Origin of the sequence: Flavobacterium supellecticarium, from assembly GCF_004801375.1 — a bacterium.
Classification (GTDB): domain Bacteria; phylum Bacteroidota; class Bacteroidia; order Flavobacteriales; family Flavobacteriaceae; genus Flavobacterium; species Flavobacterium supellecticarium.
The window spans coordinates 56,721-73,810 of the sequence record NZ_SSNZ01000001.1 but is presented as its reverse complement, the minus strand read 5'-3'; the positions used below and the strand labels follow the sequence as shown (position 1 = coordinate 73,810).

18 protein-coding genes are annotated in these 17,090 nt (G+C 40.0%); 7 read left to right on the top strand and 11 right to left on the bottom strand.

Annotated elements, in window-relative coordinates; translation table 11 throughout:
- Positions 1–15 precede the first annotated feature (15 nt).
- A complete protein-coding gene (gene guaA, locus E6C50_RS00370) occupies positions 16–1,545 on the bottom strand; it encodes a glutamine-hydrolyzing GMP synthase (RefSeq protein WP_136401226.1) in 1,530 nt (509 codons plus the stop codon).
- Positions 1,546–1,827: 282 nt separating this feature from the next.
- On the opposite strand from guaA, the gene E6C50_RS00365 reads away from it, so the two are divergent.
- Positions 1,828–2,307 (top strand): DUF6932 family protein, encoded by a 480-nt coding sequence (locus tag E6C50_RS00365; protein ID WP_136401225.1) that lies wholly within the window; start codon positions 1,828–1,830, stop codon positions 2,305–2,307.
- 27 nt (positions 2,308–2,334) lie between these two features.
- Positions 2,335–2,538, top strand: a complete 204-nt coding sequence (locus tag E6C50_RS00360) for a hypothetical protein (RefSeq protein WP_136401224.1) — start codon at positions 2,335–2,337, stop codon at positions 2,536–2,538.
- Between the two features lie 50 nt (positions 2,539–2,588).
- Here the strand turns inward: E6C50_RS00360 and E6C50_RS00355 are convergent, their stop codons facing one another.
- Together E6C50_RS00355 and E6C50_RS00350 are read right to left on the bottom strand one after the other, a co-directional pair.
- The gene (locus E6C50_RS00355; protein WP_136401223.1) at positions 2,589–3,278 is read right to left on the bottom strand and encodes an SIMPL domain-containing protein; all 690 of its coding nucleotides are present in this window, start codon (positions 3,276–3,278) and stop codon (positions 2,589–2,591) included.
- A 49-nt stretch (positions 3,279–3,327) separates the two neighbouring features.
- Complete coding sequence (locus E6C50_RS00350) at positions 3,328–3,966, bottom strand: rhomboid family intramembrane serine protease (RefSeq protein ID WP_136401222.1); 639 nt, start codon at positions 3,964–3,966, stop codon at positions 3,328–3,330.
- A 110-nt stretch (positions 3,967–4,076) separates the two neighbouring features.
- Between E6C50_RS00350 and E6C50_RS00345 the strand changes: the two genes are divergently transcribed.
- A complete protein-coding gene (locus E6C50_RS00345; protein ID WP_136401221.1) occupies positions 4,077–4,988 on the top strand; it encodes a lysophospholipid acyltransferase family protein in 912 nt (303 codons plus the stop codon).
- Between the two features lie 18 nt (positions 4,989–5,006).
- On the opposite strand, the gene E6C50_RS00340 is transcribed toward E6C50_RS00345, so the two are convergent.
- From E6C50_RS00340 to def, 8 genes are all read right to left on the bottom strand, one after another.
- Complete coding sequence (locus E6C50_RS00340) at positions 5,007–6,500, bottom strand: aminotransferase class V-fold PLP-dependent enzyme (RefSeq protein ID WP_136401220.1); 1,494 nt, start codon at positions 6,498–6,500, stop codon at positions 5,007–5,009.
- A 154-nt stretch (positions 6,501–6,654) separates the two neighbouring features.
- Complete coding sequence (locus E6C50_RS00335) at positions 6,655–7,401, bottom strand: succinate dehydrogenase/fumarate reductase iron-sulfur subunit (RefSeq protein WP_136401219.1); 747 nt, start codon at positions 7,399–7,401, stop codon at positions 6,655–6,657.
- A 16-nt stretch (positions 7,402–7,417) separates the two neighbouring features.
- On the bottom strand, positions 7,418–9,334 hold the full coding sequence (locus tag E6C50_RS00330) for a fumarate reductase/succinate dehydrogenase flavoprotein subunit (protein WP_136401218.1): 1,917 nt from the start codon (positions 9,332–9,334) through the stop codon (positions 7,418–7,420).
- 13 nt (positions 9,335–9,347) lie between these two features.
- Entirely contained in the window at positions 9,348–10,004 is a 657-nt protein-coding gene (locus E6C50_RS00325) for a succinate dehydrogenase cytochrome b subunit (protein WP_136401217.1), read from the bottom strand.
- Positions 10,005–10,020: 16 nt separating this feature from the next.
- Complete coding sequence (locus E6C50_RS00320; protein WP_136401216.1) at positions 10,021–11,451, bottom strand: anion permease; 1,431 nt, start codon at positions 11,449–11,451, stop codon at positions 10,021–10,023.
- Between the two features lie 26 nt (positions 11,452–11,477).
- The gene (locus E6C50_RS00315; RefSeq protein WP_136401215.1) at positions 11,478–12,650 is read right to left on the bottom strand and encodes a porin; all 1,173 of its coding nucleotides are present in this window, start codon (positions 12,648–12,650) and stop codon (positions 11,478–11,480) included.
- Positions 12,651–12,848: 198 nt separating this feature from the next.
- On the bottom strand, positions 12,849–13,241 hold the full coding sequence (locus tag E6C50_RS00310) for a VOC family protein (RefSeq protein ID WP_136401214.1): 393 nt from the start codon (positions 13,239–13,241) through the stop codon (positions 12,849–12,851).
- 2 nt (positions 13,242–13,243) lie between these two features.
- Positions 13,244–13,891, bottom strand: coding sequence for a peptide deformylase (gene def / locus E6C50_RS00305; protein ID WP_136401213.1), 648 nt, complete (start codon positions 13,889–13,891; stop codon positions 13,244–13,246).
- Between the two features lie 75 nt (positions 13,892–13,966).
- Here def and E6C50_RS00300 point away from each other — a divergent pair, with 75 nt between their 5' ends.
- The 4 genes from E6C50_RS00300 (at position 13,967) to E6C50_RS00285 (ending at position 17,090) form a co-directional block, all read left to right on the top strand.
- On the top strand, positions 13,967–14,779 hold the full coding sequence (locus tag E6C50_RS00300; RefSeq protein ID WP_211089507.1) for an AraC family transcriptional regulator: 813 nt from the start codon (positions 13,967–13,969) through the stop codon (positions 14,777–14,779).
- A 92-nt stretch (positions 14,780–14,871) separates the two neighbouring features.
- Entirely contained in the window at positions 14,872–15,246 is a 375-nt protein-coding gene (locus tag E6C50_RS00295) for a VOC family protein (RefSeq protein ID WP_136401212.1), read from the top strand.
- Positions 15,247–15,291: 45 nt separating this feature from the next.
- Positions 15,292–16,542, top strand: a complete 1,251-nt coding sequence (locus E6C50_RS00290) for an agmatine deiminase family protein (protein ID WP_136401211.1) — start codon at positions 15,292–15,294, stop codon at positions 16,540–16,542.
- Between the two features lie 92 nt (positions 16,543–16,634).
- Complete coding sequence (locus E6C50_RS00285; protein ID WP_230978922.1) at positions 16,635–17,090, top strand: GNAT family N-acetyltransferase; 456 nt, start codon at positions 16,635–16,637, stop codon at positions 17,088–17,090.

Sequence of the window (17,090 nt, the reverse complement as noted above, 5' to 3'; positions counted from 1 at the left end):
AATTTACTTTTCTTTTTATTCCCATTCAATAGTGGCCGGCGGTTTGGAGCTGATATCGTAAACAACCCGGTTTACCCCTTTCACTTTATTGATAATTTCGTTTGATATTTTCATTAGGAAATCATACGGCAAATGCACCCAGTCGGCCGTCATTCCATCAGTTGATTCCACCGCACGTAATGCCACCACTTTTTCATAGGTACGCTCGTCTCCCATAACTCCTACGCTATTTACAGGAAGGAGTATTGCGCCCGCCTGCCATACCTTATCATATAATCCGTGTGATTTTAAACCTTCGATAAAGATCGCATCCACATCTTGTAGAATCTGAACTTTTTCCGGTGTAATATCTCCTAAAATACGGATCGATAAACCTGGTCCCGGGAATGGGTGTCTTCCTAATAAATCCGGACTGATTCCCAATGTAGCACCTACTCTACGCACTTCGTCTTTAAACAACATTCGAAGTGGTTCTACGATTTGTAATTTCATATAATCCGGTAAACCACCCACATTATGGTGTGATTTAATTGTAGCCGATGGTCCTTTAACCGATACCGATTCGATTACATCCGGGTAAATCGTTCCCTGAGCCAGCCATTTTACATCTTCGATCAGATGGGCTTCATCGTCAAATACTTCAATGAACACGCGTCCGATTGTTTTACGTTTTAACTCCGGATCTTCAATTCCTGCCAATTCATTCAAAAAACGTGCCGAGGCGTCTACTCCTTTTACATTTAATCCCATTCCTTTGTATTGTTCCAATACACTTTCGAATTCATTTTTACGTAAAAGTCCGTTATTCACGAAGATACAGTATAGGTTTTCGCCGATTGCTTTATTTAACAATACGGCTGCCACGGTTGAGTCGACACCGCCAGAAAGTCCTAAAACAACCTTGTCACCTTTTATTTTTTCGCGCATTTCTTCTACGATTTCCTCTACAAAGGCTTTTGGCGTGAACGTTTGCGGTACTTCAGCAATTTTTACCAGGAAGTTTTCCAACATTTGTTTTCCGTCGGTTGAGTGATATACTTCCGGGTGGAACTGAATTGCATATGTTGTTTCACCATCAATACGGTAGGCTGCGTTTTCCACATCTTTGGTACTGGCCAGGCGTATACCGTTCGTTGGTAATTGTTTAATCGTATCGCTATGGCTCATCCAAACCTGACTGTTCAATGCTACTTCATCAAAGAACAATTCATCGTCTTTAACAAAAGATAGGTTGGCACGTCCGTATTCACGGATATTGGAAGGTGCTACTTCTCCACCACTAAAATGTGCCAGGTATTGTGCACCGTAACAAACGGCTAATAACGGCATTTTACCTCTGATTTGAGACAAATCAGGATGTGGAGCGTCTTCTGATCTTACGGAATACGGGCTACCGGAAAGGATAACCGCTTTATAACTTGATAAATCACCCGGAAAGTGATTGTAAGGAAAAATTTCGCAGAAAATATTTAATTCGCGAACTCTTCTCGCAATAAGCTGTGTGTATTGCGACCCGAAATCTAAAATAAGTACGTTGTGTTGCATGTGCAAAAATAGACAATTCTTGAAAATTGAAAAATTTAAACGATCGAAAAAATGTAAAGAAATCGTACTCAAATGATTACATAAACATTTTCACCTTATACCAGTCGTTTTCGATGTTAAACCTGACAGGTTTCGCAAACCTGTCAGGTATGAAAGTACTCCAAACACCCTATTACGGTTTAAAACGGAATGTCATTATAGTCGTAATCGGTGTCAAAACCCGACATTTTATTTCAGGTCCTTTTATTTTCAATATATTATATCTTATTAGTTATAAGCCTTATGATACAGTTCAATCCAAGCGGCTTTTTAATCCCTGATACCAATATTATAATATCTTTGGAAGACTTTCAGCATCACTTTGTTAATAGAATTTCATCCCAAACCCGACAAAGCATTTTTAAAAAATATGTTACCTATTCCAACGCTCTAAAGCGAACATTAAAAGTTACCTCTTTAAAACAATGGATTGACGGCTCTTTTGCTACAAACATCAATAATCCAAGAGATATCGACCTAATCACTTTTATTGATCTTAGCAAAAAAATAGAATTTGAAAAGGAATTACAGAATTTTGAAAAGGAAGCGGCTCTCAAAAAATATGGTGTAGATGCCTATATCCTAACCGTAATCCCTCAAGACCACGATAATTTATTCCTTTATAAAAGCGATAAAGCCTATTGGATGACTCTTTTCAGTAAAACAAAACGGGATAATTATGGACGAAAAAGTCCTAAAGGTTTTTTAGAAATACACTTTTAATCCGTAAAAAAACACTAAATTAGTACTATGAATAAAGCTAAACTATATAAAATCATCGATTTACTGGACGAAATTCGTATTGTAAACGAAATGATCCAGTTACATTTGAGTCATAATGATGTAGCTATGATGCTGGGACAATACCAACATAGAAAAAACAGATTGATTGAAGATTTAGCTTATGAATTGGGTCAAAATAATTCGAAAACAACAATTCTTACAGGTTTATAAATAAAAAACGGCTTCAATGAAGCCGTTTTTTATTTATGTAAGACACTTTACTAGTCTAAAGCGTAGTTGATCGTTACGTTTGCTGTTACTTCGATTTCACCGATAGCCAAAGTTTCTCTTGACATTTCCGTATCAGCCGACATTTTCATGGCCGCCATATACGGTCTTGGGTAATAGGTCGATGAATTATCAGATACTAAAATCGCTTTCCCCATTTTCTGGTTTAAAGCACCGGCATAATCCTGTGCTTTAGCTTTAGCATTCTGAACTGCTTTAACACGTGCCTGTGATTCGTATTCAGCTACTTTAGTCGATCTGAAATCCACTCCGTTGATTACATTGATACCGGAATCTACTAATCCTAACATCATCGTATCGTATTTAGACAAATCTTTTAAGGTAATAGAAATCGTCTGACTAGCTGTAAAGTAATGTTTTTTCTTTTCGTAATCGTACGTTTTGTTTAACTGAACCTGTTTGGTCTGAAAATCCGATTCCGGCAATTTTGCTTTTTTCAGGTATTTGATTACCGCATCAATTGCGATATCGTTTTTCTTTTTTACATCAGCGGCCTGATCACCGGTATTCTCCACTCCTACGTTGATAATCACATAGTCTGGGGTTACTTTAATTTTTCCTTCTCCGGAAACAATTATCTGAGGTTGTGTTTTCATTTCCTGTGCGTTTGTTGTAACGGTTGCCATAAATAAGGCTACTGCGAATACTGCTAATTTTTTCATTTTTGTGCTTTTAAAGTTAAATCGTATAAATCAAATGTGATGCCAAAATTTACAACTTCCCTGTTTTCGTCAGAAAAAACAGGATAATAATTGGTATGGCCAACAGGATTACCATTAGCGTATTTTCGGTTAACATTTCTGGTACTTTGGCAATTGTAATCACATAACCACCAATCGCGCCGCCAAAATGCGCTACGTGTCCGATATTATCGTTTTTGGCTTTCATCCCATAAATCGAATACAATAAATAACCAATTCCGAACAAATAGGCCGGAACCGGAATAATAAAATACAAGCCTAGCGTCATGTCCGGACGTAATAATATAGCCGAATACAATATTCCTGTTACGGCGCCCGAAGCACCAATCGCTCTGTAATAATAATCATCTTTATGAAAATACAACGTCAGTAAACTTCCGCACAGTAAACTTCCGATATAGATAATCAAAAACGAAAGCGTTCCCAAATCGTGTAGTACCACGGGTGCAAAAAAGAAAAGGGTTATCATGTTAAACGCCAGATGGGCAATATCGGCGTGTAGAAAAGAAGACGAAAACATTCTGATCTGTTCTCCGGCACGAATACTACCGATATGAAATTCGTATTTTCTAAAAAAAGCCGGATCGTTAAATCCTTTAAAACTTACGATTACATTAATCGCAATAATCACTAACAATACAGGATTCATGCTGCTCTATTATTTTCTTTGTGTAAAAATACACATTGTTTGTTTAGGTAATGTTAATTTGGAATGGTAAAAATATTTTTAAAAGGTATATTTGTAAAAAATAATTTAAAATGCAGTTTATACTCTATATAATAGCATACCCGTTTTTATGGTGTGTCTCTATGCTTCCTTTTCCTGTTTTTTATCTGCTTTCGGACTGTATTTATTTTATAGTATACCATGTTATCGGATATCGAAAAAAGACCGTGCGAAAAAATTTAGCCGATACTTTACCCCATTTATCGGAACAGGAACGCCGTCGTATTGAACGAAAGTTTTTCCAGCATATGTGTGATATGTTTTTAGAAATGGTAAAAACGATGACCATCTCAGAAGCCGAAATGAAAAAACGTTTTGTTTTCACCAATATCGAGCTGGTTCAGGAAATGGAGAAAAAAAACAAAAGTATTATTATGATGTGCGCACATTATGCCAGTTGGGAATGGCTGATCATTATCGATAAATACATTAATTTCCGAACATTTGCCGTTTACAAAAAAATACAAAACAAATATTTTGACAAACTAATCCGCGATATTCGCTCCCGTTTTAATTCTACCGTAATTGAAGCCAAAGAAACGGTTGATGCCATTCGTCGTAACGAGATCAATAATATAAAAGGGTTCTACGGATTTGCGAGTGATCAGTCGCCGCAATTACACCGTACGAATTATTTCGACACTTTTATGGGCATAAATGTACCGGTATTCACCGGTGCCGAAATGTTGGCCAAAAAACTGGATTTATCCTTGGTTTTTGTAAAAGTACAAAAGGTCAAAAGAGGTCATTATCAGGCTACTTTTGTTCCGTTATCTGAAAACCCAAAGGAAGTTCCGAATTATGAAATTACCTCGACATATTTACGAATGGTTGAAGCGCAAATTTACGAAGCTCCGGAATTTTATCTCTGGACACACAAACGCTGGAAACACCGCGACAAACAATCGGATCGATCGCCAAGAATTAAAAAAGCCCTGAATTAATCATCAGGGCTTTGTTTTTTATAGTTGAAACCAGTTTTCGACCATTTCTTTTTCGGAATGCAATGCTTGTTTATGCACAAACTCATTTGATTTTTTGTTGTATTCGTAATCCTTGCTCCATTCTTTATGATTCTCGGCTAACGCCTGTAAACTGTTACAAACATAGTCCACCTCATCGGTCGTCGTTGTTGGGTGAATGGACATTCTAATCCATCCCGGTTTTTCGATTAAGTCACCAGAAGTAATTTTATCGGTAAGATAATGCGATGTTTCCTGATCAACGTGTAACAGATAGTGTCCGTACGTACCGGCACAACTGCAACCGCCACGGGTTTGAATACCAAATTTATCGTTTAGTATTTTTACACCCAGATTAAAATGCAGTTCGTTGATATAAAACGAAACCACACCAAGGCGATCTTCGTGTTGTCCGGCCAGAATGTTAATATTCGGTACACTTTTTAAGCGGGCAAAAACCTGTTCGATAATTTCATGTTCGCGTTTCAGTATATTATCAATCCCCATTTGTTCTTTTAGCTTCACAGCTAAAGCGGTTTTGATTACCTGTAAAAAGCCGGGGGTACCACCATCTTCGCGTTCTTCGATATTATCCAGATATTTGTGTTCGCCCCAAGGATTCGTCCAACTCACTGTACCGCCACCCGGGCAGTCCGGGATCATATTTTTGTATAGTTTTTTATTAAATACCAACACACCCGACGTACCTGGTCCGCCCAGGAATTTGTGTGGCGACATAAAAATAGCGTCCAGATACCCTTCCGGATTATCGGCCGGATGCATGTCAATTTTTACATAAGGTGCCGAACAGGCAAAATCGACAAAACAAACACCATTGTATTCGTGGATCATTTTTGCGATTTCGTGATACGGTGTACGGATTCCCGTTACGTTAGAACAAGCCGTAACCGAAGCAATTTTTAATGTACGGTCTTTGTATTCTTCCAAGAGACTGCGGAAGCTATCCAGACAAATCAATCCCTGTTCGCAAGCCGGAATTACCTCCACTTTTGCAATGGTTTCCAGCCAGGATGTTTGGTTGGAATGGTGTTCCATATGCGAAATAAAAACAACCGGTTTTTTCTCGTCCGGTATCTGCGTGTATTTCTGTAAGTTTTCAGGAACTTTTAATCCCAAAATACGCTGAAACTTATTAATTACACCCGTCATTCCCGAACCATCAACAATTAGCACATCATCCTGATTGCTGTTTACATGTTTTTTGATAATATGTCGCGCTTCATGGTAAGCCATTGTCATGGCAGTTCCGGAAACCGTCGTTTCGGTATGTGTATTCGCGACAAAAGGACCAAAATCGTTAATCAGTTTTTCTTCGATCGGACGATACAAACGTCCACTGGCCGTCCAGTCGGTATAAATAATTTTTTGTTTTCCGAAAGGGGATTCGAATTCCTGATCAATTCCGATAATATTTTTTCGGAATTGTTGGAAGTACTGTTCTAATGTTGTGGGTTCCGTCGCTGTTGTTATCATTATAAAAACTATTGAAATGCAAATTTATAATTTATAACTACTAAAACTGTTAAAAATAACCTCGAAATAATCATAACTAAATTATAATCCTAAAAAAAGATGGAAGCCTTAACCTCCATCATTCCCCTTTTTAGAAATATATAACAGTGTGCGTCTACTTTTTCAGAACTTTTGCCCGGTTGTATTCGTAATTCATCTGCGCGATATTCAGTACCGATATACTCTGTGGGCATTCTACTTCGCAGGCTTCCGTATTCGAACAATGTCCGAAATCTTCATTGTCCATCTGATGCACCATATTGAGTACGCGATGTTCTCTTTCCTCTTTACCCTGCGGCAGTTTCGCCATATGCGAAATTTTAGCCGACGTAAACAAGGCTGCGCTTCCGTTTTTACAAGTCGCCACACAGGCTCCACATCCGATACAAGCAGCCGAATCGAAAGCAGATTCTGCTGTTTCGTGGTTTATCGGAATGCTATTGGCTTCCGGTGCTTGTCCGGTATTAACCGATACAAATCCGCCGGAAGCAATAATCCGGTCAAAAGCAGCACGATCGACTTTGAGGTCTTTTTTAACCGGAAAGGCTTTGGAACGAAATGGTTCGATCACAATTGTTTCCCCATCCTTAAATTCCCGCAAATGCAACTGACAAGTCGTGGTGTTTTTTAGCGGACCATGTGCCAGTCCGTTTATCATCACGCCACATTGTCCGCAGATTCCTTCCCGGCAATCGTGATCAAACTCAACGGGCATTTCATCCGAAAGCACTAGTTTTTCGTTAAGCGTATCCAACATTTCCAGGAACGACATATGCGGATTAACGTCTTCCAACCAATAATCGACCAGTTTTCCCTGTGTATTTTTATCTTTTTGTCTCCAAATTTTCAGGTGTAATTTCATAGTCCTTTCCCTTTAATTATTTGTAGCTTCTTACAATAGGTTTTACATTTTCGAATACCAATGGCTCTTTATGCAATGTAGGTTCATTATCTTTTCCACGCCATTCCCAGGCGGAAATAAACTGAAAATCAGCATCGTTTCGCATAGCTTCTCCGTCGGGTGTTTGGTATTCTTCGCGGAAATGTGCACCGCAGGATTCCTTCCGCGTTAAAGCGTCGTAGCACATCAATTCTCCTATTTCCAGATAATCGGCTACACGACCGGCTTTTTCCAGCTCGGCATTCATCGTATCGACCGTTCCCGGAATATGGACATTTTCGTAGAACTCGTTTCGCAACTTCCGGATTTCGGCAATTGCAAACTGTAAGCCCGATTCATTACGCGAAAGTCCACAATAATCATATAACAGCTTACCTAATGTTTTATGGTACTGATCGACCGTTTTAGTTCCTTTTGAATGGACAAAACGCTCCAACTGTTCTTTCACCTGCTTTTCGGCTTCGTCAAAAGCCGGATGATCCGTTGGAATTTTTCCGGTATGAATTTCACCCGAAAGGTAATTGGCCATCGTATACGGCGCTATAAAATACCCGTCGACTGAAGCTTGTAATAACGAATTCGCTCCCAGTCGGTTTGCCCCATGATCGGCAAAATTGGCTTCGCCCAAAGCAAAAAGCCCCGGAATGGTCGTCATCAGTTCATAATCGACCCACAATCCGCCCATCGAAAAATGCGCTGCCGGCGAAATCATCATCGGTTCTTTATAGGCATCGATCCCGGTAATTTTCCGATACATATCGAACAGGTTTCCGTATTTCTCTTTGATTTTAGCCACACCCTGTTCCCGGATTGCTTTGGAAAAATCCAGATAAACCGCATTTTTTAACGCGCCTACGCCAAATCCTGCATCGATCCGTTCTTTCGCTGCGCGGGACGAAATATCCCTTGGCGCCAGATTTCCAAAAGCCGGATAACGCCGTTCGAGGTAATAATCGCGTTCTTCCTCCGGAATGGCATTGGCTTCACGCTGTTCGTTTTCTCGTAACGGTACCCATATCCGCCCGTCATTCCGCAGGGATTCCGACATTAACGTCAGTTTCGATTGGTAATCACCCGATTGTGGCAATGATGTCGGATGAATTTGTGTCCAACTCGGACTCGCCATCAGGGCGCCTTTTTTATGTGCTCTCCAAATCGCCGAACCGTTGCATCCCATTGCCAACGTCGACAAATAATAAATTTTACCAAATCCGCCGGTAGCCAGCACCACCGCATGCGCTGCATGTCTTTCGATTTCTCCGGTATCCAAGTTTCTCACAATAATGCCCCTCGCCTTTCCATCGATCACCACCAAATCGAGCATTTCATGACGGGTAAACAATTGCACCGTTTTTTTATGTACCTGGCGCATCAATGCCTGATAGGCTCCAATTAATAATTGCTGACCTGTTTGACCGCGGGCATAAAACGTCCGACTCACCTGTACGCCACCAAAAGAACGATTGTTCAGGTAACCACCATACTCCCGACCAAACGGAACGCCTTGTGCTACGGCCTGATCGATCAGATTTAGCGAACATTCCGCCATACGATATACATTGGCTTCACGGGCTCTGAAATCGCCTCCTTTTAAGGTATCAACAAACATCCGGTACACACTATCGCCATCGTTTTTATAATTTTTAGCCGCATTGACACCACCCTGAGCCGCAACAGAATGTGCTCGTCGCGCACTATCCTGAAAGCAAAACGATTTTACATTATAGCCCATTTCGCCCAACGAAGCGGCAATAGAACTTCCCGCCAATCCGGTTCCCACCACAATCACATCGATTTTTTTACGGTTGGCCGGATTGACCAGTTTGGCATTCTTTTTATAATTGGACCATTTTTCTTCGAGCGGTCCTCCCGGTATTTTAGCATCCATATTCATATCCCATCATTTTTTATTTAGCATTTAGAAAGTAGACATACACCGGAATAATGGCAAATCCAAGGCTAATCATCAGCGAATAACCGATTCCGAAATAGCGGATCCATCGTACAAACTTGGGATGAAATACACCCAAAGTCCGGATAGCACTGAAAAAACCATGCAAAAGATGATACCCCAATGCGATCATCGCTATCACATAGATCACTACATACCATCCTTCCTGATAGGTTGTTACCACCAGCGTGTACAGGTCTTTATTACCGTTGGCATCCATTGGTAACACTCCGAATTTATATTCGTACCAGAAATTTTTAAAATGAATGATCAGAAAAACTAATAAAACCGTTCCCAACATACCCATATTCCGACTGTACCATTTACTGGCTCTACCGCGGTTATCCGTTTTATAACTTCCGCCCGACTGTTTGTTTTTCATCGTAATTACCAAAGCGTACAGCGCATGGAGAATAATGGACGCGTAGAGCACGTAGGACACCATTTTGATAAACAGATTTCCCGATAGAAAATGCGAATAGGCGTTAAACTGTAATTGTGCTGTTTTGGCCGGTAGGAACAGTTGCAGATTTCCCAAAAGATGAATGATCAGAAAGAAACACAAAAACAACCCCGTCAGGCACATCAAAATTTTTCTTGTAAGTGATTGCATGCTATATTCTTTTAAATTAATAGTAACCAATAATTTTCATCCATAGTCCGCCAATGGTCATATAGATGAGTAGTAAGATCAAACCGGTTTCGAGTCCGCGGAGCCACCAATTTTTCAAATCGACATAACCGCTTCCGAAGAATACCGGCGCCGGCCCGTGACCGTAATGTGTTAATGTTCCGTATAAAGACCCGATAAAACCCAACATAAAAGCCAGTAAAAGTCCCGGAATACCCATCGAAACACCTACGCCTAGCAAAGCCGCATACATCGCTGCCACATGCGCCGTAGCACTCGCAAACAAATAATGACTGAAAAAATAAACCAGAATGATCACCGGAAAGGCAATCTGCCAGCTTAAATCGCCAATCTGTACTTTTACCAGGTTACTAAACCATCCGATAAAACCCAATTCATTTAGCGAACTGGCCATCATTACCAAAACCGAAAACCAAACAATCGTATCCCAGGCTCCTTTTTCCGATTTAATATCTTCCCAGGTCAATACAGACGTCAGTAATAGCATAATCAAACCGATAAAAGCCGTTGTTGTTGCATCAATTGAAAATAAATCTCCGGTGATCCATAAAAACAACAAAATGAAGAACGCCAGTAACATTAGCCATTCGTTACGGGTAACCGGTCCCATTTCCGTTAGTTTTTTGGCGGCCATTTGCGGTGCATCGCCAGTTTTCTTTAATTCGGGCGGATATAATTTATACAACACGAACGGAATCACAAAAAAAGAAACCAATCCCGGGATAATGGCCGCAATAGCCCACGACATCCAGGAAATTGTAATCCCCAGATCGGCTGCAAACTTCTGACACATCGGATTACTGGCCGTTCCGGTTAAAAACATAGACGACGCGATTAGGTTCATATTATAACTGTTTAGCGTTAGGTAGGACCCCAATTTGCGGTGCGTCTCCGGTTTATCGGGTTCGGAGCCAAAACTAATAGCCATCGATTTCATAATCGGATAAATGATCCCCCCACCACGCGCCGTATTACTCGGAATAGCCGGTGCCAGACACAAATCGGCCAGTCCCAATCCATAGGCTAATCCGAGGGAGCTTTTTCCGAAAATCCGGATAAACAAAAAGGCAATACGGTTTCCCAATCCGGTTTTAATAAACCCACGGGCGATAAAAAACGAAATTCCGATAAGCCAGATGACTTTATCGCCAAACCCTCTTAGTGCCAATGTAATGGATTTACCGGCTTCACCCGGTGCCAACACCTGCGAAAATGCCGTGATCCCGATGGCAATCATACACATCGTTCCCATTGGAGCCGCCTTTAGTATGATTCCTAAAATAGTGGCTACAAAAATGGCAAATAAATGCCATGCCTCAGGAGTAACGCCATCCGGTTGCGGAATCAGCCATAAAGCAATACCGGCAGCCAAAGTGATCAAAACCCTGGTAATGTTAACTTCTTTCATGGGGAGCAGTTTTATATTAATATTTTTTAAAGGCGACTCTGTACCTGTAGTAGCAACAGGTTATTGTTATGCGTAGTCGTATCGTCTATCGTGTGCTTAAAACGATCGATTTGTAATCCCAACTGAATCCGGGCACCATAATCTTTCAGGAATTCGAATCCAAGCATCGGCACAAGTGTCTGCCGAACATTGGAATTGATTCGGAAATTGGAATCCATATATTCATAACGACAGGAAAACTCGATTGCACTCAGTTTTTTATATTTGATTTCGTACCGTAGATTGGGCAGAAAATAAAAACCGCGTATCTGGTAATTACTGATATACGGTGTGCGTTCGTCTGCTGGTAGTGAAAAATACAGATTGTGATTAATGGCTTGTTTGGCTTCCATTTGGGTTTCGAAAAACAAGCGATCTGTGAGTTGAAAATCAGCCGTGATATCGGCACCAAAAGCGTATACTTCTTTTTTAAAAACCTCGCCAAGTCCTGCGTTTAATCCAAAGTTGACATTGTTCTTCTTAGACAATCCCATTACAATCCGGGTCGAATATTGTTTCCCGTTATCTTTGTCCATTTCCTGGTTCCTGCCATTTCCGTTTACCACCGAAAAAGAATACGTTATCGGTAAAGTCCCTATATTTACCGCACCACTTAATGCAGCACCAATCTGGAAGCTTGTCCAGCCATTTTTCCCGAATTCATAATACTGATTCGAAAAATCCATTGATTTGATAATATCAACCGGATAGGTCTCTTCAATACCAAACCAGGGACGAAATTGGCCAACGGTAATCGCAAAATAGTTATTAAACGTATATTTGAGGTAGGCGTTTTCGAGTACTTTGTTTTTGGGATCCGATTTAAAGTCGGCCAGATTTACCAGAGCTACGACTTCCGTTCTTTCGGATATTTTGGCTCTGACCTGTGCCCGCATTCTTTTAATATCGAACGAATTTTGGGTAACATTGCCATCGGAATGGTGTAAACCATTTACGTCCACATTATCGGTAAGTCCTACCAGATAACGTGCCTGAAATAGGCCTTTAAACTGAACTTGTGGGTATTTTACCGGAGCAACAACCGGAACCGGAGCTGGCGGTATTTTTAAGCTATCGGTATTTTGAGCCAGCAGGTTATAGGGCAGCAAAAAAAGAAATAAAGCTTTGGCTAGTAATACGTTAACAATTTTATTATTCATAGTGACGAATTTAGAGCCTCGTAGGTATTAGGTATTTACCTTACAATGGAAATTGTTATCACTATAAAATTAACAAAAAAATTATAAAAAAATACCTTACAAAATATTTTTTTCAATTTTAAATACAAGTTGTTAAAAACACAACATTTCGTTAACAAGAAGTCAATCGAAACGTCTGAAGTTCAAAAAAAGTAAAAGTTAGTGGAGTACTTCAACAACCGTAAGTCGGTTTCCGTATAAATCTTTACAGTGAAAAAACTTACTTTCGGGTGTAACGGTGAGTCCTTCGATAATTTCGACCGTATTGGTCTTAACATAATGGTAAAGGTCTTCACAATTATCGGTATAAATTACAATGGTGGGCTGGCCACCGGTTTGGTGACCAATACGTTCCGACTGGGTCGCATCATCAGCTTTAAGCAACCATAGTCCAACGGTAGTATTATCGGAAAAACCAATATGAACATAGCGTTGTCCGTCTGGCATAGTCTCGTCGTAAAGTTTTCTGCAGAAAAAATTTTTGCGATAGAAATCAAATGCTTTGTCGTAATCTTCCACTAAGAGAATTACCCTTCCCAAACTGACTTTCATAATTACTTGCGTTTTAAACGGTCTTCTAAATATAACGAGGTCTCATTGTTAATACTGTGATAGGTATTCTTTGTTTGTTCCTCCAGTCGGTCGGTAAACAAAATACCGTTCAGATGATCGGTTTCATGCTGGAAAATCACTGCTGTAAAGCCTTCGATAATTTCCTCCTGCTTCACACCTTTAATATCCTGATAGGACAATCGGATCGTATAATTGCGGAATACATCGCCACTTCGATCCGGAATCGACAAACAGCCTTCATTTCCTTTTCGAAGCAATTTGGAACGCCAGATAATCACCGGATTGATATAGGCTTCAAATGGTTCTCCGCTTTTATCAAACCGCTGAACCCAGATTACATTTCGATTAATTCCAACCTGAGGTGCGGCGATTCCTACCCCACCATCTTCCGGATCCGTAACCGCCAGATACATTCTTTCCAGTAGTACTGTCAAATCTTTGTCGTTGGGATTTATATCTTTTGATACCGATTGTAGTATGCTCAACTCCGAAGGTTCCGTTATCTGAATAACCTTCATTTTCTGTTTTCTGTCACCGGAATAGATACGAGCTTTTTCTTCTTTTGTAAAATGTTGCGCCATAGAAGTCATACTAACAAAAGTAAATAACAATAGGTATATTTTTTTCATTTCTAAATTTAAGACATTATTTTTACCGGTAACAAAGATTTAAAATTAATCGGATTCCGGCAAATCACAATCATTTTGACGATAAATAGCAATATAAAAGGGTTATACAGACCTATCCAGCCTACCATACAGCCCACTTCTGATGGTGTGAGCTATCGGGAATTTCCGCCCGATACCAGGCTTTCCGCTTATATTTATTGCTACTGGCAATTGAAAACCAATCAGAAACTTCAGGATGAATTCAGCTATCAGGTAATCGCAGACGGTTGTATGGATATTTATTTTGAACCCAATAATCCTTCAGAAGCTTATATTAGCGGATTTAGTGCACATTGCACTGAATTTCCATTGGGAAAAACATTCCATTATATTGGTATTCGTTTTTACCCGGCCATGTTCCCGCTTCTTTTTCAGATTGATGCTTCCGAACTATCCCATCGTTACGAATTACTACAATTGGTTTTACCGGAAAAAGCCAACTATTTCAAAATGTATTTTACCCCCGGTCAGGATACCAAAACCATTAAACGCCAACTGGATCATTACTACCTGAACCGGATCAATCGTACGGCGCTACAACCCGATTTTCGCTTTTTTAGTGCCATCAACAACATCTTTACAAAATCCGGGAATCTGAATCTCGAAACGGAACTTGAAGCTGGCATCAGTCCGCGGCAATTACGCCGTTTGTCCCATTATTACTTAGGTGATTCTACAAAGACATTTTGTAAGGTCATACGCTTTCAAAACGCAATACGACAGCATTTCGATTCGAATAGTCCTAATGATTATTCTTTTTTGGATTATGGTTATTACGATCAGGCTCATTTTATCCGGGAATTCAAAAGCATGTATGGTCGTACTCCTAAAAATGCTATAAAAAAATAAAATTTTAGAACCGACATTGCGATTGTCCGTTTTTTACAATTTTTTCTTCATTTAGTAACAGAACTTTGTTTTCAAAATTTAAAACAACAATCATGAAATTCAACTTTGGCATTATCACGACAAAACTTGCAGAAAGTAAAGCTTTTTACACTTCTGTATTAGGCTTTGGAATAACATTCGAAAACGATTTTTACCTGTTGTTACATAGCCCGGACGGTTTTTTCGAAGTCAGTTTTTTAATTCCGAACCATCCGTCACAACAACCATTATTCCAGTCGGTATTTACTGGTAGCGGTATGTATCTTACTATTGAAGTTGACAATGTAGACAGTGTTTATCAGGACATGCTTTTCAAAAACATTCCTATCGAAATCGGATTACGGGACGAGCCCTGGGGCGACCGACATTTCGCTATCAAGGATCCAAACGGAATCGGAATTGATATTGTTACCTACTCCGGTTCCTAAAAACCCGTATATTTTTTGTAACTTTATAAGTCAAAATTACTTGTAATGCGCGCACATAACTACAAAACCGTTGGTGAATTCGAACCACAGGAATCCGTTTTACTGATATGGCCATTGGTACAATATGCCACTGCTTCCAAAGAATATGACATCGAAGCGGTAACCATTTCCATTATTTCACATTTATTGGACCATGTAGCCATTATCGTTTCCTGTTATGACGAAGCCGCCAAAGAACGCGCGATGCAGGAATTGAAGAATCACACGATTGACTGTGAAAAAATCAGTTTCATGGTTTTCCCGTCCGATTTTATTTACCCGCGGGATTTCGGAGCCGAAATATTGATAAATGAAAAAGGCGAACGCGCTGTAGTTGACTTTAATTTCGATTCCTACGGTATTTTTCCCAACAACCATCCGATTTCCAAAAAGATGGAAGAATTTGACCGGGTTCATGCTAAATTTATCGATATCGAAGGTTTGATTTTTACGCGATTAACCAGTGAAGGCGGTGATCGGGAATTTAACGGAAATGGCATTTTGATCACCATTGAAGATACTGAAGTTACAAAACGCAACAAAGGCTGGACCAAAGAACAGGTTGAAGATGAATTCAAACGGATTTTTAACCTCGATAAAGTAATCTGGTTACCCTATGCCACTTATGACGACGAAGATATGCATGCCGGCCCCATTCCAGACGAAAACGGAGCGTTTCTCGCCTATCGTTCGGCTTCGGCAAACGGTCATATCGACGAAATGTGCCGTTTTGTAGGCCGGGATACTATCCTACTGGCACATATTACAACAGAAGAAGCCTTACAAAGTCCGATTCATGCCTTAAATAAAGAACGACTAGATTTGGCCTATACCATATTGCAAAAAGAAACCGATCAAAACGGAAACCCATTTAACATCATTCAAATGCCGGTTCCGGAACCCATTTATATTACCGTTAAAGAAGGTGACAACATTTATGAAAATTATCATTTCCCTTATGATTTACTTCACGGTAAACTCAAAGACGGAAGTCCGTTTCCACAGGAACGTATGAAAGTACTACCAGCGTTGAGTTATTGTAATTTCCTGATCACCAACAATCTGGTTATCGCTCAAAAATACTATCGCGAAGGTATGCCGTATATCATAAAGGAAAAAGATGAAACCGCTCTGACCATTTTAAAAAACATATTCCCGGATCGGAAAGTCATCGCAATCGACAGTATCGCCCTGAATTTATGTGGTGGCGGTATTCATTGTCATACGCGCAATGTACCAAAAGTCAATCCGAAATAATCGCTATACAATTGCAGCAACATCGTCGCAAAATTTATACATAAATTAACACCTTTCAGCACCACAATTCTGACGTAAAAGGTTAAATTTGAATGATGACCGATTTGCAAACTTCAATTATGTCCATCCGTAAAGCTACTTTAGCCGACAGCACCAAAATACAGAATTTACTAAAACAAATGGATTATCCCGATACCGGAAATTTTATCCTGAAAAAATTAGAAATCCTACTGTCGCATCCCGATGCGGTTTTATTCGTTTATGAAGAAGCCAACAAAGTACTCGCTTTTATTTCGATTCATTTTATCCCACAATTAGCCCTTGAAGGCGATTTTGCACGGATCTGTTATTTTGCCGTAGACGAAACCGCCCGTAGTAAAGGTATCGGTAAAGAAATGGAAGCCTTTTGTGTGGCATTGGCACGGGAACGAAACTGTGATCGGATCGAATTGCATTCTCATTCCAGAAGAACCGAAGCACACCGGTTTTATGACCGACAAGGGTATACCGAGGTGCCTAAATATTTAGTAAAATCGCTTAAATCATAA